Origin of the sequence: Amycolatopsis sp. CA-161197, assembly GCF_050942255.1 — a bacterium.
Taxonomy (GTDB): Bacteria; Actinomycetota; Actinomycetes; order Mycobacteriales; family Pseudonocardiaceae; genus Amycolatopsis.
Genome location: NZ_CP192059.1, coordinates 4,489,023 through 4,508,674 on the forward strand (window position 1 = coordinate 4,489,023; position 19,652 = coordinate 4,508,674).

A 19,652-nucleotide genomic window follows, 5' to 3' on the forward strand; every position below is an offset into this window, starting at 1 on the left:
CGCAGCGTCTCTCAAGCGAGTTCGCCGGTGAGGAACTGGGCGGAGCCGTTGCCGAACGACCAGTCCGCCCTCGTGTTCTGGACGACCGTGATCACAAGGTCTTGCGGATCGATCCCGCACCGGTCCTGGAGACGCTCCGCGAGCGCCCGGTACGTGCGCGTCTTTTGTTCTTCGGACCGGCCCTGCTGCACGATGCGGAGTAGCACGACGTCGTCGGAGCGGCGCAGAGGCAGGCCGCTGGCTCCGATCCGCAGCTCACCGGGGCGGTGCTGGGTGATGATCTGGTAGCGGTCGCCAGGCGGGGCGGCGAAATCCCGCTCCATCACCTCCTGGACCGTGTCCGCGAGGGTCTCCAGCTGGGTGGGAGTGCGGCCTTCGAGCAGGTCGATGAGAACCAGTGGCATGTCAACCATCACATGTCAGGACATAAGGACATATGAGGTCGTCAGCGTTCCACCAGTGTGATTTCGAACGTGTAGAGGTCGGCGCGGTACAGGTGGCTACCGTATTCGATGGCGGTGCCCGCGTCGCTGTAGGCGGTGCGGGACATGGTGAGCATCGCGGCGTTCTTGCGGGTGTTGAGCAGCCGTGCTTCTTCCGTGGTGGCGGGGCGGGCACCGATGTGCTGGCGGGCCACGCGAAGGTGAATGCCCGAGCGGCGCAGAGCCTGGTAGAGACCCGTTGTGGAGAGGTCGAACGCGGAGAGGTCGACGGTGCTCTCGGGAAGGTAGTTCTGCATGAGGGCGAGCGGCTCGTCGTCGACGAAGCGCAGCCGGTGCAGGTGCCAGACCTGGGCGTCGGGCTTGAGATCGAGGTGTTCGGCGACGAGGTCGGGGGCCGGCTGGAGGCTCACGTCCAGCACTGTGGTGGTGTGCTGTTTTCCGGCGGCCGAGAGGTCGTCGTGGAGGCTGGTGAGCTCGACCGACCGGTTGATCTTGCCTTGCACGACCTGGGTGCCGACGCCCCGCTTGCGCACGAGCATGCCCTTGTCCACGAGCAGCTGGATCGCCTGGCGCATCGTCGGGCGTGAGACGCCCAGTGCCGTCGACAGCGTGACCTCGTCGCTGATCTTCGTGCCGGGGGCGAGCTTTCCGCTGGTGACAGCAGATTCGAGTTGCTCGGCGACTTGGAAGTACAGGGGGATCGGGCTGGAGCGGTCGAGGGTGATGTCGAGGTCGATCGGCATGGGGGCAGTCTAGGAGGAGCCGGTCCCTTTGTCAGTAAGTAAGGACATTTCGAGTACTTGACTTTCAGCCGGGCAGTGGTGACCCGCACCCGCGCCGCGGGTGGTCAGCGGCGCGGGTGCGGGGTGTCGTGGTCACTCGTGAGACGCGGGTGTCACCGGGTCGCCGTACAGGCCCGGTTTGTCGCGGAGGGACGCTTCGACGCGGTCGCCGGTCCGCCAGGCAGCCAGCCCGGTTTCGCAGACCACCGTCGTCGCATAGCCGTCCCACGTGCTCGGGCCGGTGGATTCGCCGCGGCTCGCAGCGGCGATCCAGGCGCGGAACTCCGCGTCGTAGGCGGACCGGAACCGGTCCTGCCAATTCGCGGGGACCTGGCCGCGGTACCCGCCGTCGCGCCTGAGCACGGTCGGGGTGGCTTCGCCGAGCGAGACGGTGCCCGTTTCGCCGACGATTTCACCACGGATGTCGTAGCCGTAGGCGATGTTGATCGACGCTTCGACGTCGACGAGGACCCCGTTCGCCATTTCGAGCACCAGCATCGCTTCGGTCAGGTGCTCCGGATCCCGCCTGTTGCGCCGAGCCGGCGTCAGCACCCGGACCGCGGCGACCTCGGATTCCAGCAGGAACCGGGTGATGTCGACGTCGTGCGCGCACGTGTCGTTAATGATCATGTTGCTGCTGTAGTGCGGTGGCACCGCGGGATTGCGGTGCACGGAGTGGAACATGAGCGGGGCGCCGATCTCGCCGGCCGTCACCGCGGCTTTCAGCGCCCGGTACGCAGGGTCGTACCGGCGCATGTACCCGACCATCACCAGCCGCTTCCCGGCGGCCACCTCGGCGTCGATGATCCGCTCGCACGCCTCGCGGGTGGTGGCGAGGGGTTTCTCGCAGAAGACTTGCTTGCCTTCGGCGATGGCGGCGAGCACGTACTCCTCGTGGGTGGGTCCCCACGAGGTCACGAGCACCGCGTCGACGTCGTCGTCGGCGATGACGTCGAGCCCGGTCGGGAGCGGCTTCGCGGCCGGCAGACCGGCGGCTACGGATTTCGCCCGGTCGAGGTCGACGTCCGCCACCGCGGACACCCGCGCGCCGGGCAGGTCGTCGGTCACCCGGCGGATGTGGTCACGGCCGATGAGGCCGGCGCCGATGACACCGATGTTGAGCACCATTGCAGTCCTTCTGCTATCGCTGTTCGCGCCAGAATTCGAAGATCTTCTCGGTCATCTCTTCGGGGCATTCCTCGGGCAGGTGGTGTCCCACACCTTCGAAGACGTGCCCGCGCACGTCGCCCGCGAACTGCCGCATCGTCTGCAGCAGGTTGTCGCGGTCGGCGAAGCCGCCACCCAGCGTCAGGATGGGCATGTCGAGCTTCTTCTCCCGCCGCACCGCACTGGCCGCGCGTCCGCGGGGGCTGAACACCTCGCGGTAGTACATGAGTCCCGCCCGGGCGGCGCCGGGTTTGGTGAACACACGCAGGTACTCCTCGAAGGATTCGGCGTCGATGGCCCACGTGCGGGCCAGTTTGTTCGGCCCGAACCACCACTTCAGGAACTCCCGTTCCCGGCCGTGGATCAGCGCCTCCGGCAGGCCTTCCAGCCGGTTGAAGTAGAAGTGCCAGATCCGGTGCACCGTCTCGAGCTCGAGCGGCCAGTCGGCGGGCGGGGCGGGGGAGACACCGGGGATGTGGGCGTCGGCCACCACGAGCCGGTGGACGTCGGCCGGATGGTTGGCGGCGTGGGCGTGCGCGATCCACGAGCCGACGTCGTGCCCGACGATGTCCACGCCGCCGGTCAGGCCGAGCTGCTGGAGGAACAGGTGGATGTCGTGGCCGGCCGTGTCGAGGTCGTAGCCTTCGGCGGGCAGGTCGCTGTCGCCGAAGCCTCGCGGGTCCAGCGCGTACACGCGTCGCCCGCCGCGCGCGAGCAGAGGGATCATGTGCCGCCACGCGTACCAGCTCTGGGGCCAGCCGGGGATGAGCACCACGGGCTCGCCCTCGCCTGCGGTGACGTAGTGCAGCCGCACGCCGTCGGCGACGGGGACGAGGCCGTGTCGCAGGCCGGGCGTCGCGCGCCAGCTGTCGTCCGGCACGGGGTGGGCGGGGCTCGGCGGAGCGAGGGGGTTCATGCGGATTCTCCTTTCACGACCGGGTAACGCGGCGCAACAGGTCGACGCTCGCGCGCACCCCGGCCACGGGCTCGACGGCGGTGTCCTCGTGCTCGATGCTGAGCACATCGTCGTAGCCGGTCTTCGCGAGGGCGGCGACGAAGTCGGCCCAGAACGGCTCACCGCGCCCGGTGCCGAGGGTGACGTAGTTCCACGCGCGGCTGCCGGGGTCGTCGGTCAGCAGCGACACTGTTTCGAGCATCGTGCGCACGGCCGCGGTCGGTTCGACGCGCGTGTCCTTGGCGTGCACGTGGTAGATCGCGTCGCCGAGCGCTTCGACGGCGGCCAGCGGGTCGCCGCCCATCCACATCAGGTGGCTCGGGTCGAGGTTCGCCCCGACGACCGGGCCGACCGCTTCGCGCAGCCGCAGCAGCGTCGGTGCGTTGTACACCACCTGCTGCCCGTGCAGCTCCACGCAGAGCTTGTGGATGCCGCGCTGCTCGGCGAACCCGGCCAGGTCCGTCCAATAGGGAAGCACGACCGAATCCCATTGCCACGCCAAGACTTTCGTAGCCTCCGGTGGCCAGGACACGGCGATCCAGTTGGGGTTCTGGTCACCGGGACCACCGGGCAGCCCGGACATCAGCACCACGCGGTCGACGTCGAGCAGAGCGGCCAGCTCGATGGTCTTGCGCGTCACCGCGTCTTGCTCGACGCCGGCGGGCCCGGGGTGCAAGGGGTTGCCCGAGCAGGTGAGCGCGCTGATCCGCAGTTTCCGGTCGGCGAGCTTCAGCTGCAGGTCGCGGCGGGCGGCGGCGTCTTCGAGCAACACGTCGAGGTTCACGTGCGGGCTGCTGGACCAGTTGCCGGTCGCGAACTCGACGTAGTCCAGGCCGAGTTGGGCGGCCAGGTCGAGGGTCGCGTCGAGCGAGAGGTGGCTGACGCTGTCGGTCATCAGGCCGAGTTTCATCGGGTTTCTCCGGTCACTTGAGCACGCCGTAGAGGAAGAACGTGCCGAAGGCGAGCATGGCGACGAGCGGCGCGGCCTTGAGCAGCGCGCGCAGCCGGTCGGGTTGATCCTTGCTGCGGTTGAGGCCGACCACGACCAGGATGATCACGCCGGTGACCATGAGGTTGCTCCACGGATTGACGTTGAGCAGGTTGAGCAGGTTCGACACCAGCGCCGTGATGAGCACACCGACAAGGGTGCCCAGGATCGTGCCCCGGCCGCCGGCGAGCAGCGCGCCGCCGACGACGACCGCGGCGATGGCGGTGAGCTCGTAGCCGTTGGCGAAGTTGGGGTCCGCGGTGTTGAGCTGGGCCATGCCGATGAGCCCGGCGAGCCCGGACAGCAGGCCGCTGATCACGTACACGCCGATGCGGTAGCGGCGCACGTTGATCCCGGCGCCGTGCGCGGCTTCCTCGTTGCCGCCGACGGCGTACAGGTTGCGCCCGTACACTGTGCGGCTGAGCACCGCCTGGCCGGCGATGATCACCACGGCCAGCAGCAGGATCGGCACCGGGATCCCGAGCACCGCGCCGCGCGACAGCGTCGACAGTCCGGGCGTCTGCAGGTAGACCGGCTGGGCGTTGGTGAGGTCGAACGCGATGCCGCGCGCGATCGTCATCGTCGCGAGTGTCACGATGAACGGCTGCAGCCCGGCCAGCGCGATGCCGAGGCCGTTGAGCAGGCCGAAGAACGCCCCCGCCGCCAGCGACGCGACGATCACCGCCACGAGCCCGTAGCTCTGGTAGTACGCGCCGACGATGGCCGCGGCCGAGGCCACGGACGCGATGGACAGGTCGATGCCCCCGCCCCCGGAGAGGATGACCAGCGTCTGCCCGAGGGCGAGCAGCCCGATCACCGCGCCCAGACGCAGCACGTTCGACAAGTTGGTCGCCGTGAGGAAACTCGGCGACAGCGCCGAGCCCACGATGATGAGCAAGACCAGGGCCGGCAGCATGCCGCTGGCGGCCAGCAGCCGGGTCAACCGAGCGCGCTGCGGTGGGTCCACTGTGGTCAGCGGGGGCGGCTTCGCGAGGGTGGTGCGTGAGGTCATGACGATCCTCCGAGGGCGAGGTCGAGGAGAGATTCTTCGGTGGCTTCGGCCGACGGCACGTCGCCGACGAGCCGGCCGTGGCGCATCACGAGGATCCGGTCGCAGATGCCGAGCAGCTCCGGCAGCTCGGACGAGATCACCAGGACTCCGGCGCCGTTCTCGGCGAAGCGGCCGATGTGGTGGTAGATCTCGGTTTTCGCGCCGACGTCGATGCCGCGCGTGGGCTCGTCGAGCAGGTACACCTTGGGGTTGCTCGCGAACCACCGGCCCAGCACGACCTTTTGCTGGTTCCCGCCGCTGAGCGCGCCCACGGGGGTGTGCACGCTCGGCGCCTTGACGTTGACTTCCTTGGCGATGCGGCTGCTGTAGGCGGTGAGCCGCTTTTCGCGGAACCAGCCGAACCGGCCGAGCTCCCGCAGGTGGGGGAGCACGATGTTGCGCGAGATCGACGACGTCAGCACGAGGGCCTGCGTCTTGCGTTCTTCGGGCACCAGGGCCAGCCCGGCCTTGATGGCCTGCCGGGCGGTGCGAATCCGGGTCGGCGCGCCGTCGACGGTGACGGTTCCGGTGTCGTGGCGGTCGACGCCGGCGATGGCCCGCGCGACCTCACTGCGGCCGGCGCCGACGAGCCCGGCGAGGCCGACGATTTCACCCGCCGCGACCGTGAACCCGATGTCCTCGAACGCGCCGTGGCGAGACAGGCCGTCGACCTCCAGCACCGGCCGGCCCTTGGTCCGGTGTTCGGCGCGGGTGTCGAAAAACCGCTCGATCGGCCGGCCCACCATCGCCTGCACCACCTGAGCCTCGGTGGCCTCGGCGGTGCGCAGCTCGGCGACCACGCGCCCGTCGCGCAACACGGTCATGTCCTCGGCGACGCGGGCGAGCTCGGGCAGGCGGTGGCTCACGTAGAGCACGGCACAACCCTGGGTCTTGAGCTCGTCGATGACGGCGAACAGGCGCTCGCACTCGGGGGTCGTGAGCGTCGCCGTCGGTTCGTCGAGGATGAAGATCTCGCCGTCCGACGCGAGACCACGCGCGATCATCGCCATCTGCTTGACCGCGGGCGGGAAGCCACCGAGCGGCCGCCGCACGTCGACGGCGGGCAGCCCGAGCCGCTCCAGCAGCGCCCCCGCGTCGCGGACGAGCCGGCGTTGCGCCACGAACCCGCCCCGGCGCGGCAGCCGGCCGAGGAACACGTTCTCGGCGACGCTGCGGTCGTCGGCGAGCGAGATCTCCTGTGGTACGAGGCTGATGCGGAGGCGCTGCGCCTCCGCCGGGGTGCGCGGGCGGACGACTTCGCCGCGCAACCGCAGCTCACCCTCGTCGGGGTGCACGAGCCCGGCGATGACCTTGATGAGGGTGGACTTGCCGGCGCCGTTCTCGCCGACGAGGCACGTGCCGCGGCCGGCGTGCAGGTCGAGGTCGAAGCCGCTCAGCGCCTGCACACCCGGGTAGCTCTTGCTGATGCCGCGCAGCGACAGCAGTGGTTCCACGCGCTTCACCCGACCCAGGTCGCGGCGAGCTGCTCTGCCGCGTTCTGGCGCGTGACCAGAGGAGGCTGCTGCAGCAGCAGGTTCTTCGGCACCTGCTTGCCCGTGAGGTGGTAGATCGCGGCGCGGATCGCGAGGTCGCCGTGCAGTGGGTTCCAGGGCGCGAGCGCCTGGAATGTCCCGCCCGCGACCGCCTGGTCGGCTGTGCGCCCGTCGACGATTGTGTACTGCGGCACCGACGACGCCTGATTGTAGTCGGCGAGCGCCTGGTGCACGCCGTAACCGATCTCGGAGAACTGCGAGTACCAGGCGCCGATCTTCTTGCCCGGGTGCGCCTGCAGGTAGTCGAGCGCGACCTTGTAGCCCTGGTTCCGGCTGTAGTCGGTGGGCGCGGTGAAGTCGACGGTGATCTCCGGGTACGCCTCGTTCAGCGCCTTGACGAATCCGTCGCGGCGCAGGATCTGGGGCGACGAGCCGATGGCGCCGTCGGTCTCGACGACCGTGCCCTTGCCGCCCATGCTCTTGCCGACGGCGAGCGCGAGGTCCTTCGTCGCCGCGACGTTGTCGAGGTAGATCCACGAGCTGTAGTCGGAGGTGGCGACAGTGCGCTCCATCCCGACGAGCACCGTGCCGGACTGGGCGACCTTCTCGATCTCGGGCGTGAGCGGCTCGACCGAGTGCGGCCAGATCACCACCGCGTCGACATGCTGGGCCAGGCAGCTGTCGACGTCGGCGACCTGCTTGAGGGGATCGTTGTTGGTGTTGTAGTACAGCACCTTCAGGTTCGGGTGGCGGGCCTGCTCGACCATCGCGCTCTCGCGCTGGGCCACGGCCCAGCTGCCGACCGAGTCCGCCTGGGAGAAGCAGATCGTGTACTGGCGGTTCGGGTCGCCGACCGGCCCGTCGGGCAGCGGCAGGAAACCCGCGTACGGGAGGCTGAACGCGGTGTGGTTGATGGGGCCCACCACGGGCGGTCCCGGCTTGGCGTCGACCCGGACCGAGTCGGCGGGTGCGAGCAGGGTTTCGATCGAGGTGCCGCCGCCCGACGCGGTGGCGGTGGACTGGGGCAGGCCGGGGGAACAGGCGGCGAGCAGGAGCACGGCGCCGAGCCCGCCGAAGATCGCGCGGGCATGTTGGTGTCTGATCACGACAGTCGCCTTTGACGTGTGCGGGTGAAGTGGGCGGGTCAGTTCAGGAAGAACGTCGTGAGCGTGCGGGCGAGCTCAGCCGGCTTTTCGAGCGCCATGCTGTGGCCGCAGTGCAGTTCGGCGTAGCTGACGTCCTTCGCGAGGGGATCCATGCGCCGGGCGACTTCCTGCCCGATGAAGTACCGGGCGCCGACGGTCAGCACCGGAATCGTCAGCGGCTGCGCGGACCACTGGTCCATGAGCTCGATGTTCCGGAAGGTCGAGCGGTAGACCTCGAACATCGCGCGCAGCGCGCCGGGCGCCGACGAAGTCCTCGTCCACTCCCGGACACAGTCGTCGGTGATGGCACCGGGATCGTAGGTCTCGTTCTTCATCCAGGTCGACCAGAACAGTTCTTCTCGGCCCTGGATCAGCATTTCGGGAATGTCGCGGACGTGGAAAAAGCTGACGTGCCACAGGAAGTGCCCTGCCCGCATGTTCTCAGCGGTCAGGTGCGACCAGTCCTCGAGGCCGTGGCCGGGAAGCAGCGAGTCGCCGAACGAGAGCTTCGTGACGCGATCGGGGTACTTCGCCGCCAGCGCGTAGGCGAAACACGCACCCCAGTCCTCACCCGCGACGGCGAACTGCCGGTGGCCGAGGTGCTCGACGAGCTCGGCGATGTCGTCGGCGATCGTCTCCATGTCGTAGCCCTCGGCCGGCCGGAACGAGTCACCGAACCCGCGGATGTCCGGCGCGATCACCGTGAAGTGCTCGGTGAGCAGCGGGATCACGCGGTGCCAGTAGTACCAGCTCTTCGGCACGCCGTGCAGCAGCACGAGCGGCTCGCCCTCACCGGCGGTCACGTAGTGGAGCCGGGTTCCGTTGACATCGACCCGGCCGCGGGTCACCGGGTGTCCTTTGTGGTCAGTCACGTCGATCATGGCAAGCCTCTCTACAAGCACGACGAACAAGGGGGATCGGCCCGGCGTGGTTCTTCGCGTCCACGGCGCTCGCGCCGGACGGCCGATGAAGAAAAGAAGTAGAACGTAGGAGGTAGGGTGACCGTTCTACCTGGTTTCGGCTACGCTAACTCAGGACGACACGGAGGGCAAGAGGGATGTCGAAGATCTTCGAACGGATCGATGCAGTTCCCGCAGGTCCGCGACCGGCGCCGAAGCCGGCTCGCAGGTCCGCCGCCCGGCAGCGGATCGTCGAGACTGCAGACCGGTTGTTCTACGCGGAGGGGCTGCGCGCGGTGGGGGTGGAGCGCATCGTCGCCGAGGCCTCGGTCACGCGCGTGACGTTCTACCGGCACTTCGCGTCGAAGGACGAGCTCATCCACGAGTACCTGAGCGGGCGCGCCAACCGCGCGCGTGATCGCATCGAGGCGGCCGCGGAGTCCGAGCCCGGCAACTCGCGGGCGGTGCTCGACGCGATCGCGCAGACACTGGTGGAAGACGGCGCGATTCTGGGGTTCCGTGGCTGCGAGTTCGTGAACGCGGCGGCCGAATATCCCGACGTCGCGCACCCCGCCCGTGCCGTCGCGGCAGGGCAGCGAGCCTGGCTGGTCGACTTGGCCGCGGAAGCGCTCGCGGCCTTGGGCCACCCGCGGCCGCGGAGGTTCGCCGAGGCGTTGCTGATGCTGCGCACGGGCGCCGCGGTTGCGGCCGATCTCGACCACTCCGACGACGCCGGCGAGGTGTTCCTCGAGTCGTGGCACGCGTTCGTCGACGCGAGCATCCCCGACATCGGGGAAGGGGCCCGTTCGTCGCGCGGGACCCACGCATCCTGATTGTGCCGGCGCGCTCGCCCGGGCAGGACGCGAAGTGAACTCGGCGCCCAGCCCGCACGAGCGCGCAGGTCAGCTGAACAGACCGGTCAGGTAGGTCAGTCCCTCAGAGGCGAGCCTGCGCATGCTGTCCGCCGGATCGCGCCAGATCGAGGCCCCGTCGGCGAGGGCGGGCACGGGGACGAATGATTCGATGACGATGTCGCCGCCGTAACCGGTGTCGGACAGCGCGTCGCGCACCGAGTGCCAGGGGACAGCACCGGTCCCCGGCGTTCCGCGGTCGTTTTCCGACGCCTGGAAGTGGGCGATCGCGTCACCCGCGGTCCGGATGGCGTCGGCCTGGTCCTTCTCCTCGATGTTCATGTGGAAGGTGTCCAGCATGAGACCGGTTCCCGGGACGTCGATCGCGTCGAGCAAGTCCAGCGCGCCGCGCACGGTGTTGACCATGTCTGTCTCGAAACGGTTCAGCGGCTCGAGCGCGAGCCGCACGTTCTGTTCGGCGGCGTACTCGGCGACCTTGCGCAATGATTCGACCGATCGGCTGCGCTCGGCGGCGCGCTCCTCGGTGGACAGCCAACGTGCCTTGCCCACTGCCGAGTACAGCGGCCCGGCGAAGATCGGCGAACCCAGCGCCACTGCGATGTCGATGCACTCGCGCATGTAGGCAACGGCGTTGTCCCGCACGTGCCCGTCCGGGTGGCCGGTGTCTCGGCTCGGGCCGAAATCGCCCGAGACCGTGAGCCGGACGCCGGTCTGTCGTGCGACCGTCTCTAGTGCATCCGGCTCGATCGCGCCGGGATCGGACACGCAGACTTCGAAGACCCCGAAACCGGTGTCGGCGGCCCACTTCAGGTGATCGAGGTCGCGCATCGAGAACGGGTACGTCAGGGCCAGGCTGCTGATCCCGAATCGGTTACTGGGTGAGGTCATCGACGATGTCCTTGAGGTAGGCGATCGAAGTCCGGGTGTAGGGGTCGCGGAACCGCCGGTGCGGGTCCTTCGTGGCGAACTGCGACGGGTCGGCCGCGGGAGGCAGCAGCTCGAAGGTCACGTACCCGTCGTAGCCGATCTCGAGCAAGGTCCGCACGATCGGTGCGAAGTCGATGTGGCCCGTGCCGGGCGCGCCCCGGTTGCTATCGGAGAAGTGGACGTGGTTGACGAACGACGAGTGCTCCTCGATCCGCTCGGAGAGCTGCCCCGTCTCTTCAATGTTCATGTGGAAGGTGTCCGGCAGCACGCCCACATTGGACAGTCCCACCTCGCGGGCGAAACCGGCCGCGTCGGCGACCGTGTTGACGAGGTGCGTTTCGTAGCGGTTCCACGGTTCGATCGTGACCTGCACGCCGCGCTCGCCGGCGTACTCCGCGACCTGACGGATGCCGTCGACGGCCCAGGCCCGCTCGTCGTGAGTCGGACCCGAGGGCGTCACGCGCCACAAGCGGGCCGGGCACACCACGACGGTGGGCGCTCCGACGGTCGCCGCCATGTCGGTGACGGCGTGACCGTATGCCACAGCCGAGCGGCGTTCGGCCGGGTCGGCGCTGCTCAGGTCGCGGCCGTTGCCGATCCACATGCTGCAGATCGCACTGACGTCGAGGCCGAGGTCGGCGCATCGGAGCCGCACGCCGGCGAGGTCGTACTTCTCCGACTCACCGATGAGCTCGACGGCGTCGTAGCCGTAGCGGGCGATGCGCTCGAGACCGGTCTCCACCGGTTCGTCGCCGTACGCGACGAGGCTGAAGGCGTAGCGGATGCGGTTCACGACACCTGCTCCGCGAGCCGCCGCGGGTCGATCGGAACGCCGTTGTCGCCGGCCGAGGACACCGCTGCCAGCACGAGTTCGAGACTCCGGATGTTGTCGTCGGCCGAGGTCTCGGGCGTGGTGCGGTGCGTGACAGCGTCTGCGAACGCGTCCAGCACGGCCGGTCGCTCCTCGGCGCCGAGCCGGTCGAGGTCGACGTGCATCACGCCGCCGCGTTCGAGTGCTCCCGGGAGGAACGTCGTGTCGAAGATGTTCGCGAACCGGACGGTCACCTCGTTGTCCGCCCAGGTGATGCTGCCCGCGGAACCCTCGATGGTCCAGTCGCCGTCCCAGCTGGTGTGCCGGCCGTAGGAGGACCAGAATCCCGTGTAGACGGCGCGAGCCCCGTTGTCGAGGTCGAACTCGACGAGGGCCGACGAATTCCCCTTGAACTGCGACCAGCTGGGATTCCAGGTGCGCGCGCGGACCTCGTGGCAGTTCAGACCGGTCACCCCGCGCAGCAGGTCGAAGTGGTGAATGGCCAGATCGATCAGGAGTGGCTCGGGCATCTCGAGCCGGAACCCCTCGAAGGGTGGGTTCTTCCGGTAGGTGATGGTGATCTGCTGGACGTCGCCGATCACGCCCTGCGTGATCAGCCGGTTGACCGTCCGGGCCGCGCGCTTGAACCGGTAGTTCTGCGACACCATGGCGATGCGGGAGTGCTTGTTCGCAGTCTCGACTATCGCGCGGGCGTCCGGCAGTGACGCGGCGAGCGGCTTCTCGATCAGGACGTCGCGGCCTGCCGCCATGGCCTCGATCGAGACGGCCGCGTGTGCCTCCGGCGGGACCAGCACGAGCACCGCACCCGCGTCCGGGTGCGCGCGCAGGGCTTCGAAGAGCCGCTCGTGGGCCGGGATGCCGTGCCGGGCGGATGCCCGCTCTCGCGCCGCCTGGTCGCTGTCGACAACGGCCGCGAGGGACCACCGGTCGTGACCGGAGACGACGTCGAGCCAGGACTGGCCCCACGCGCCCAGGCCGACCTGGATGATCTTCATAGGAGTGCTCCTGTTCGGACGATGAGTCGCTGACGAATACCCGTGGACTGTCCCCGAGCGTTGCGGGAGTGTCAATATATTGTCCTGACAACAGGTCAAACTGGTCAGAGCAGGTCCGGCGAATCCGGTCGGCTCACCTCTAGACTTACATATGTCTTAACAAACTATTGACAGGAACTACATCGCGGGGCAAGGTTGCCCGGCAACGAGGTCCCCGTCACAGCCCTCCAGCCAGCAAGAGTGGAGTCAGAAACCATGACAGCTTCAACCCCGCCCGGCGCCACCGCCGACGTCAAAGCGAAAGCGACCGGCTTCTTCCGGGCCCAACAGGTGGGCGATCGGTGGTGGCTGATCACCCCCGGCGGACACGGGTTCATCTCCGTCGGGCTCAACCACCTCGAAGAGACCGATTTGCAGTACCCGCACAACGCTGAGGTCTACCGCGAGCGGTACGGCACGCGGGAGAAGTGGCTCGCCGAGGCGGCCCTGCCGGATCTTCGCGAGTGGGGCTTCAACACCTTGGGCTGGACGCAGCAGTGGGTCACCGGCCGGGCCGAAGGCCGGGTCGACTGGGATGTGCCCATCGACCTCGGTCACTCCCTCGGCTGGAGTGGTGGCGAAGTCCGCGGGGCGGGGATGCCGTACGTGCAGCAGCTGCGGGTGGCGCCGATCGAGGACTGGAACGGCAACCCGGTCTTCCCCGACGTGTTCTCCGACAAGTTCGCCGAACATTGCGACTACCTCGCGCGGCAGTACTGCTTCGGCGCGGCGCAAGATCCGAATCTCATCGGGTACTTCCTGACCGACATCCCGGCGTGGTTGCGGCACTCGACCGGAAAGCACTTCGGCGAACTCGACGACGTGCCCGGCTCTGCCGCCCACGAGGACCTGCTCTACAAGATCGCGGACCAGTACTACAAAACCGTGGTCGAAGCGATCCGGCGCTACGACCCGAACCACCTCGTCCTCGGCGACCGCTACAACGGCAACAAGGGCATCCCGCCCGCCGTGCTGCACGCCGCCGCCGACCACGTCGACGTGTTGTCGATCCAGTACTTCTGCGGCACCGACCAGGCGTCGTTCGACCAGATGCGCGACGATCTCGCCGCCTGGTCGGCGCAGGCCGGCAAACCGGTGCTCATCGCCGACATTGGCAACATGGCGCCGACCGACCTGAACCCGCACCGGTACAACGGCCTGGCCGACCAGCGCGCCCGCGGCGAGAACTACGTCGATTCGCTCGCGACCGTGCTCGGCGAACCGTGGTTCGTCGGCTGGCACTGGTGCGGTTACCTGGAAAACCTCAGCCGTGGCTGGGGTCTGAAGTCGCCGTACGACGAACCGTACGAAGACATGACCACCCGAGTCGCGGAGTTCAACCACGGCATCTACACCAGGATCGGCGGCTGACGATGGCGTACGTTTCCGACGAGCAGCGGCTGATCGACACCGCTGCGCACATGGGCCCCGTGCGGCGCCGGTTCTTCCTGAAGCTCGCGACGGCCGCCGGCGCCGGGATCGCCGCGGCCCCGCTGCTCGCTGCGTGCAACCGCGACGGCGCGACTGGCGGGGCGATCGAGTCCGTTCGTGGCGCGAAGCTGACTTCAGGAACGCTCACCCAACAGACGCCGCCACTGACGAACGATTACTGGAACAGCTGGAACCGGGGCTATGAGGTCGCCGTCAATGCGCTGAAATGCAGCGCCAACTCCTACGTCAACGGCAGCGATCCCACCAAGCAGCTGAGCCAGATCGAAACCGTGGCCTCGACCGGCGGGAAGATGCTGATCGGCGCCCCTGTCAGTGAGGCGATCATCCCGGCGATGGGCAAACGGTGCCAAGCGGCCAAGATCCATTGGCTGCACGCCTGGGAGTCGGCGCCGTGGCTGACTCCCGTCGACGTGGGTGATTATGTCGTCGGCTATGTCGTCCCGCCGTCGGAACGTGCGGCCTACGAGGTCGCGAAGGAACTGTTCCGGCAGATCGGCAACGAGGGCCAGGTCGTCCACATCGCGGGCCTCAAGGGCGCGTCGGCGGACTACCAGCGCACCGCAGGCCTCACGCGGGCCGCCGCAGAAACGCCGGGAATCGAGATCGTCGGCGGTCTCGACGGCGGGTTCGACCGCGAAAAGTCCCGCGCCGTGATGCTGAACCTGGCCGGCAAATACCCGGGGATGAAGGCGGTGTTCGCCCAGAGTGACGCCGAGGCCAACGGGGTGTTGAGCGTGCTGGAAGAACGCGGCATGAAAGACGTCAAGGTGTCGGGTGTGGACGGTAACGCCGAGGCGCTGCAGAAGATCGCTCAGGGGTCCAACCTGGTCGTGACCCATCTCGCCGTGCCCCCTTACCTCGCGTGCTATTCCGCGGTCACGGTGTTCGACGCCATGAACGGCTGGAAGCCCGCGCTTCCCGAACGCATGATGTTCCAGGGCTCGACCTTGGTCACGCGGGAAAACGCCCAGGAGGCCTACGACAAGGTATACGGCAGCAAGTTCCCGTACGACGTCGTCAAGATGAGCCGGACCATCCACCCGGACGACTGGGATCCCCAGGAAGAGATGAACCCCATCGACCCGAATGAGCTGTGGGCGGGCCGCGAGAAGAACGGACGGGAACTGAACACGGTCTACGCCGGCGCCGACTTCAAGCGGCAGTTCGAAGAAGTCAAGGCGCTGTACGCGAGCCATTACAAGAGCGGACCTTTCAAGAAATGACTCGCGCAGATGCCCAGAACGGCCTGGTCGCGCCGGCTGCACACACCGGCGATTTCGCGCTGGAACTGCACGAGGTCAGCAAGAGCTACCCCGGCGTCCGCGCGTTGCGGGACGTCAGCTTCTCGCTTAAGAAGAACTCGGTGCTGGGTCTCGTCGGCGAAAACGGTGCCGGCAAGTCGACGATCCTGTCGGTGATCAACGGAACGACGACGCCCGACTCGGGCCGCATCGTCATCGCAGGCGACGAGGTCGCGTTCGGCCATCCCAAGGAAGCCGCGAAGCACGGGGTCGCCACCGTGTTCCAAGAGCAGGGGCTCATCCCGTCGCTGCCCGTGTACGAGAACGTCTTCCTCGGCACCGAGGACCGGTTCACGTGGGGCGGGGTCCGGCAGCGCGCCAGGATGATTCGGGCCGCCGCGGCGGTGCTGGAAGACCTCGGCGTGTCCGTGAATCCGCGTGTCGTCACCGAACAGCTGACCTTCGGGGAGCGCCAGCTGGTCGAGATCTCCAAGGCTTTCGCGACGACCGCGGCGCACCACGCGGCGCCGATCATCCTCCTGGACGAACCGACGAGCGCGCTTTCGGCCGTCGAGACCGAGCTGCTGTTCGACAACGTCAGGGGCTGGCGATCACGCGGCGCGTTCATCCTGGTGTCGCACCGGATTTCTGACCTCCAGGCGCTCTGCGATGACATCGTCGTCCTGCGCGACGGGGAGAAGGTCGCCGAGCTGCCGATCGCTGACAGCGACGAGGCGAACTTGCACCGCCTCATGGTCGGCCGGGAGCGTGATGCCGAGTACTACCAGGAAAGCGAGCAGTCACGTGAAGTCGGTACGTCCGTCCTCTCCGTCCGTGGGCTGAGCAAGCAAGGCGCGTTCCAGGACGTGACGTTCGAGGTCGGCGCAGGAGAAGTCGTGGGGCTGGCCGGTGTGCTGGGCTCGGGCCGTTCGGAACTGGCGCGCGCGGTCGCGGGTGCTCTCAAGACCGACGCAGGCGAGATCGCCATCGAAGGGCAGCCGATGCCTCCGGGATCGGTGTCCTCGGCGATGCGGGCCGGCGTCGCCTACGTGCCCGCTGAACGCAGCACCCAGGCCGTGATCGGTGCGCACACGCTTGAATCCAATTTCAGCCTGCCGCTGCTGAAAACCTTCACCTACGGCAAGCTGCCGGTGCTCAACGTCCGCAAGATCCGGGACTCCACCTCCCAGTGGATCAAACGGCTCGGGGTGAAGGCGACCGGTCCGCGGGCACGCATCGGGCAGCTGTCGGGCGGGAACCAGCAGAAGATCGTCTTCGCCCGCTGCCTGGCCATGGGGCCGCGGCTGCTCGTTCTCGACGATCCGGGCCGCGGACTCGATGTCGGAGCGAAGGCGGATCTCTACGCACTCATCCGGGATTTCACCGGCCGTGGCGGAGCTGTCCTGCTGGTTTCCGACACGCTGGCCGAGGTGATCGGCCTGTCGAACAAGGTCCTCGTGATGAAGGACGGCCTGGTTCGCGCCACGGTCTTCGCGCCCGCCGAGGACAAACCGTCAGAAGAAGAAATCGTCAGGGAGATGGTGTGACAGTGCCCGCAACGTCCGTGAGCGAGAACCGGGCGTGGCTGCCGCAGCTGCGCTCGACCACGCTCCTGTATCCGCTGCTGAGCGTGGTAGCGCTCGTCGTCGTGTTCACCATCGCCAGCCCGAACTTCCTGACCCTGGACAACTTCAGCAACATCGGGCGCCAGGCCTCGGTGCTTCTGCTGGTGTCGCTCGCGGGGACGGTCGTGATCCTGATCGGGTCGATCGATCTGTCGGTGGGGGCGAACGTGACGCTGAGCGGTCTGGTCACGGCGTTGACGCTCGACAAGCTCGGAGTCGCCGGTGGCCTCCTGGCTGGGATCGCGGTCGGTGCCGTCATCGGGCTGTTCAATGGTTCGGTCTACACGGTGTTCCGGGTTCCGTCCTTTCTGGTGACCCTGGGCAGCCTGTCGATCTGCGGTGGTATCGCTGACCATCTGTCGAAAGGCAGCGCCGTGCTCTTCTCGGAGACGGGGCTCACCGGCCTTGTGAACGCCGGTCCGGTGCTGGGTATCCCCAATATCGTCCTCATCGTTCTCGTCGTGACGGGGGTGTTGACGTTCACCGCTTTCCGGACGTCGTTCGGGCGCTACCTGTTCGCGATTGGTGGTGGCGAACCGGTCGCGGCATTGTCCGGGCTGAACGTCCGTGGCTACAAGATCGCGGCCTTCGTGCTGGCCGGCGCCTTGTGCGGCCTCGGCGGCGTGCTGATCACCGGCCAGGTCCAGGCCGGTTCGCCGGGCGCCGGCGACGCGATGCTTCTCGATTCGATCGCCGCCGTCGTCATGGGCGGTACGGCCCTCTCAGGCGGCCTCGGCGGACCGCACCGGACACTCCTGGGTGTCGTGGTGATCGCGATCCTGTCCAACGGAATGGACCTGATGGGTATCGACTCCTTCACCCAGGAGATCGTGAAGGGAATCGTCGTGATCCTGGCCGTCGCATTGACCATCGACCGGTCCCGTTATGCAGCCATCAAGTGACGCCGCCGCCACCGAAGACTCCGACAGGCCGACGTAGCGGACAGTACAGACCTGGAGAGCGAACCCCGGGTCTGCCCACGGTTTGGTTGACGCCTGAGGGTCTGCCCAGGGTCTGGTTGACACCTCACCTGTGAGGCTTCGGCCTCGCATGGAAGGATGTCACCGTGCCCAAGCCCTACCCCCGTGAGTTCCGTGACGACGTGATCGCTGTGGCCCGCCGCGGCGAGGTCCCGTTGAAGCAGGTCGCCAAGGATTTCGGGATCTCCGAGTCGTGTCTGGCCAACTGGCTGCGCGCGGCCGATGTCGAGGACGGCACCCGGCCCGGCGTGACCCGGGATGAGTCCGCTGAGCTGCGGGAACTGCGGAAGCGGAACCGGTTGCTGGAGCAGGAGAACGAGGTCCTGCGCAAGGCGGCGGCTTACCTGGCGCAGGGCAATCTGCCGGGAAAATAGTCTTCCCGCTCGTCCGTGACCTGGCTGCGGCCGGCGCCCCTATGCGGGTGCCGGTCGCGGTGACGTGCAGGGTGCTGGGGATCTCCCGGCAGGCCTACTACCAGTGGTGTTCGTCCCCGGTCTCGCAGCGGGACTGGGACGACGCGCATTTGATCAACGCCGCGCTCGAGATCCACTCCGATGACCCGGCCGACGGCTACCGGTTCATCGCCGACGAACTCGCCCGGCGCGGATTCACCGCCTCGGAGAACCGGGTGTGGCGGATCTGCTCGATGCAGCAGATCTTCTCGCTGCACGCCAAGAAGAAAGGACGTTCCCGCAAGGCGGGTCCGCCGGTGCACGACGACCTGGTCCGCCGGGACTTCACCGCCACCGCACCGAATACCAAGTGGCTGACCGATATCACCGAGCACCCCACCGGCGAGGGCAAGCTGTATCTGTGTGCGGTCAAGGACTGCTACTCCAACAAGATCGTCGGATACTCCATCGCCTCGCACATGCGGGCCTCACTCGCCGTCAGTGCGCTGCGCAACGCCATCGCGCTCCGAAACCCACGCGATGTCGTCGTCCACTCCGACCGCGGCGCCCAATTCCGATCGGTGCCCTACCAGCGCCTCCTGCACGCGCATGGGCTGACCGGGTCGATGGGGCGGGTCGGCGCCTGCGGTGACAACGCTGCGATGGAATCGTTCTTTTCGTTGCTGCAAAAGAATGTTCTCGACACCCGGAGGTGGCGCACGCGTGAGGAGCTCCGGTTGGCGATCGTGTCCTGGATCGAGACAAAGTACCACCGCAAACGCCGCCAACGCGCCCTGGGCAAGCTCACCCCAGTCGAGTTTGAGACCATCTACACCACCGCAGCAGCGGCCTGAGAAACAGCCAACTCCGGTGTCAACCGAAGTCTGGGCAGACCCATAGTCCGCCAACAGCTCCAGCTCATCTGGCACCAAGCCAGCGAAGGTGGGGCCGTCCTCCGCGAACGGCCCCACCGGCCGGTCAACTCCTCAGCTTCGTCACGGTCCACAGCGCGGTTCCCGCCCGGCAGACCCGCAGTCCGACGGCTTGCCAGACCCCGCTTGTTCTCGGCGAGTTGGCGCCGCCGATTCGATCCTACAAAGCAGATTCGTCCTTACCTGTTTCGAGCTCTTACGATTTGCGTGAAAGCGCCGCTCACAATAAATACTAAAAACACAACCACAAAGGTTGCAACTCCAGAGAAAATTAGGCTTTGCGGGATTCTAGCAAATGTCATGAGAATCAAAAAAAATATCACATAAAGCACTGGTGAGTCAATCGCCGTGGATAAAAGGGGATGGCGAACCAGGAACCTCTTCATAGCTGCCCTCGAAACTGGCGGTTCCGCAGCTGGTGACATGGATCGATGTCACCAGC

The 19,652-nt window shown here is 67.4% G+C and carries 18 protein-coding genes; 6 read left to right on the forward strand and 12 right to left on the reverse strand.

All coding sequences use genetic code 11. The features are described from left to right. Positions 1-11: 11 nt before the first annotated feature. The 9 genes from ACQPXB_RS21485 to ACQPXB_RS21525 all read right to left on the reverse strand — a co-directional run bounded on the left by ACQPXB_RS21485 (position 12) and on the right by ACQPXB_RS21525 (position 8,905). Positions 12-404, reverse strand: a complete 393-nt coding sequence (locus ACQPXB_RS21485; RefSeq protein ID WP_432855056.1) for a tautomerase family protein — start codon at positions 402-404, stop codon at positions 12-14. Positions 405-445: 41 nt separating this feature from the next. Then, the gene (locus ACQPXB_RS21490; RefSeq protein ID WP_432855059.1) at positions 446-1,186 is read right to left on the reverse strand and encodes a GntR family transcriptional regulator; all 741 of its coding nucleotides are present in this window, start codon (positions 1,184-1,186) and stop codon (positions 446-448) included. Between the two features lie 132 nt (positions 1,187-1,318). Beyond that, a complete protein-coding gene (locus ACQPXB_RS21495; protein WP_432855062.1) occupies positions 1,319-2,353 on the reverse strand; it encodes a Gfo/Idh/MocA family oxidoreductase in 1,035 nt (344 codons plus the stop codon). Between the two features lie 13 nt (positions 2,354-2,366). Continuing rightward, a complete protein-coding gene (locus tag ACQPXB_RS21500) occupies positions 2,367-3,308 on the reverse strand; it encodes an alpha/beta fold hydrolase (protein WP_432855065.1) in 942 nt (313 codons plus the stop codon). Between the two features lie 13 nt (positions 3,309-3,321). After that, complete coding sequence (locus tag ACQPXB_RS21505) at positions 3,322-4,242, reverse strand: sugar phosphate isomerase/epimerase family protein (RefSeq protein WP_432855071.1); 921 nt, start codon at positions 4,240-4,242, stop codon at positions 3,322-3,324. A gap of 28 nt (positions 4,243-4,270) precedes the next feature. Next, positions 4,271-5,347: an ABC transporter permease gene (locus ACQPXB_RS21510; protein ID WP_432855074.1), complete on the reverse strand. Its 1,077-nt coding sequence runs from the start codon at positions 5,345-5,347 to the stop codon at positions 4,271-4,273. Further along, complete coding sequence (locus tag ACQPXB_RS21515) at positions 5,344-6,840, reverse strand: sugar ABC transporter ATP-binding protein (RefSeq protein WP_432855077.1); 1,497 nt, start codon at positions 6,838-6,840, stop codon at positions 5,344-5,346. Before ACQPXB_RS21515 ends, ACQPXB_RS21510 begins: the two co-directional genes overlap by 4 nt. Before the next feature lie 5 nt (positions 6,841-6,845). Further along, positions 6,846-7,985 (reverse strand): substrate-binding domain-containing protein, encoded by a 1,140-nt coding sequence (locus ACQPXB_RS21520; protein ID WP_432855080.1) that lies wholly within the window; start codon positions 7,983-7,985, stop codon positions 6,846-6,848. A 38-nt stretch (positions 7,986-8,023) separates the two neighbouring features. Next, positions 8,024-8,905: an alpha/beta fold hydrolase gene (locus tag ACQPXB_RS21525; RefSeq protein ID WP_432855083.1), complete on the reverse strand. Its 882-nt coding sequence runs from the start codon at positions 8,903-8,905 to the stop codon at positions 8,024-8,026. A 266-nt stretch (positions 8,906-9,171) separates the two neighbouring features. On the opposite strand from ACQPXB_RS21525, the gene ACQPXB_RS21530 reads away from it, so the two are divergent. Then, positions 9,172-9,756 (forward strand): TetR/AcrR family transcriptional regulator, encoded by a 585-nt coding sequence (locus ACQPXB_RS21530; protein WP_432856731.1) that lies wholly within the window; start codon positions 9,172-9,174, stop codon positions 9,754-9,756. A gap of 69 nt (positions 9,757-9,825) precedes the next feature. On the opposite strand, the gene ACQPXB_RS21535 is transcribed toward ACQPXB_RS21530, so the two are convergent. Genes ACQPXB_RS21535 through ACQPXB_RS21545 form a run of 3 tightly spaced genes read right to left on the reverse strand, consistent with a single transcriptional unit; the run spans position 9,826 to position 12,549 of the window. Next, a complete protein-coding gene (locus ACQPXB_RS21535; protein WP_432855086.1) occupies positions 9,826-10,623 on the reverse strand; it encodes a sugar phosphate isomerase/epimerase family protein in 798 nt (265 codons plus the stop codon). A gap of 43 nt (positions 10,624-10,666) precedes the next feature. After that, positions 10,667-11,515, reverse strand: a complete 849-nt coding sequence (locus ACQPXB_RS21540; RefSeq protein ID WP_432855089.1) for a TIM barrel protein — start codon at positions 11,513-11,515, stop codon at positions 10,667-10,669. Continuing rightward, positions 11,512-12,549 (reverse strand): Gfo/Idh/MocA family protein, encoded by a 1,038-nt coding sequence (locus ACQPXB_RS21545; RefSeq protein ID WP_432855092.1) that lies wholly within the window; start codon positions 12,547-12,549, stop codon positions 11,512-11,514. Before ACQPXB_RS21545 ends, ACQPXB_RS21540 begins: the two co-directional genes overlap by 4 nt. A gap of 255 nt (positions 12,550-12,804) precedes the next feature. Here ACQPXB_RS21545 and ACQPXB_RS21550 point away from each other — a divergent pair, with 255 nt between their 5' ends. From ACQPXB_RS21550 to ACQPXB_RS21570, 5 genes are all read left to right on the forward strand, one after another. Beyond that, positions 12,805-13,959, forward strand: a complete 1,155-nt coding sequence (locus tag ACQPXB_RS21550; protein ID WP_432855095.1) for an agarase — start codon at positions 12,805-12,807, stop codon at positions 13,957-13,959. A 2-nt stretch (positions 13,960-13,961) separates the two neighbouring features. Continuing rightward, positions 13,962-15,263, forward strand: coding sequence for a sugar ABC transporter substrate-binding protein (locus ACQPXB_RS21555; protein WP_432855098.1), 1,302 nt, complete (start codon positions 13,962-13,964; stop codon positions 15,261-15,263). Beyond that, positions 15,260-16,828, forward strand: coding sequence for a sugar ABC transporter ATP-binding protein (locus ACQPXB_RS21560; RefSeq protein WP_432856734.1), 1,569 nt, complete (start codon positions 15,260-15,262; stop codon positions 16,826-16,828). Before ACQPXB_RS21555 ends, ACQPXB_RS21560 begins: the two co-directional genes overlap by 4 nt. Before the next feature lie 17 nt (positions 16,829-16,845). Next, positions 16,846-17,808, forward strand: coding sequence for an ABC transporter permease (locus tag ACQPXB_RS21565; protein WP_432855101.1), 963 nt, complete (start codon positions 16,846-16,848; stop codon positions 17,806-17,808). A 164-nt stretch (positions 17,809-17,972) separates the two neighbouring features. Then, positions 17,973-19,132, forward strand: a protein-coding gene (locus ACQPXB_RS21570; RefSeq protein ID WP_432848885.1) for an IS3 family transposase whose coding sequence is annotated in 2 segments (ribosomal slippage) — positions 17,973-18,251 and positions 18,254-19,132 — 1,158 coding nt in all. Because the reading frame shifts where the segments join, the coding sequence is not laid out codon by codon here. Positions 19,133-19,652: the final 520 nt, after the last annotated feature.

Coding starts and splice junctions, on each gene's coding strand:
- ACQPXB_RS21485 (WP_432855056.1), bottom strand. CDS start 404: ATGCCACTGGTTCTCATCGACCTGCTCGAAGGCCGCACTCCCACCCAG.
- ACQPXB_RS21490 (WP_432855059.1), bottom strand. CDS start 1,186: ATGCCGATCGACCTCGACATCACCCTCGACCGCTCCAGCCCGATCCCC.
- ACQPXB_RS21495 (WP_432855062.1), bottom strand. CDS start 2,353: ATGGTGCTCAACATCGGTGTCATCGGCGCCGGCCTCATCGGCCGTGAC.
- ACQPXB_RS21500 (WP_432855065.1), bottom strand. CDS start 3,308: ATGAACCCCCTCGCTCCGCCGAGCCCCGCCCACCCCGTGCCGGACGAC.
- ACQPXB_RS21505 (WP_432855071.1), bottom strand. CDS start 4,242: ATGACCGACAGCGTCAGCCACCTCTCGCTCGACGCGACCCTCGACCTG.
- ACQPXB_RS21510 (WP_432855074.1), bottom strand. CDS start 5,347: ATGACCTCACGCACCACCCTCGCGAAGCCGCCCCCGCTGACCACAGTG.
- ACQPXB_RS21525 (WP_432855083.1), bottom strand. CDS start 8,905: ATGATCGACGTGACTGACCACAAAGGACACCCGGTGACCCGCGGCCGG.
- ACQPXB_RS21535 (WP_432855086.1), bottom strand. CDS start 10,623: ATGCGCGACCTCGATCACCTGAAGTGGGCCGCCGACACCGGTTTCGGG.
- ACQPXB_RS21545 (WP_432855092.1), bottom strand. CDS start 12,549: ATGAAGATCATCCAGGTCGGCCTGGGCGCGTGGGGCCAGTCCTGGCTC.
- ACQPXB_RS21550 (WP_432855095.1), top strand. CDS start 12,805: ATGACAGCTTCAACCCCGCCCGGCGCCACCGCCGACGTCAAAGCGAAA.
- ACQPXB_RS21555 (WP_432855098.1), top strand. CDS start 13,962: ATGGCGTACGTTTCCGACGAGCAGCGGCTGATCGACACCGCTGCGCAC.
- ACQPXB_RS21560 (WP_432856734.1), top strand. CDS start 15,260: ATGACTCGCGCAGATGCCCAGAACGGCCTGGTCGCGCCGGCTGCACAC.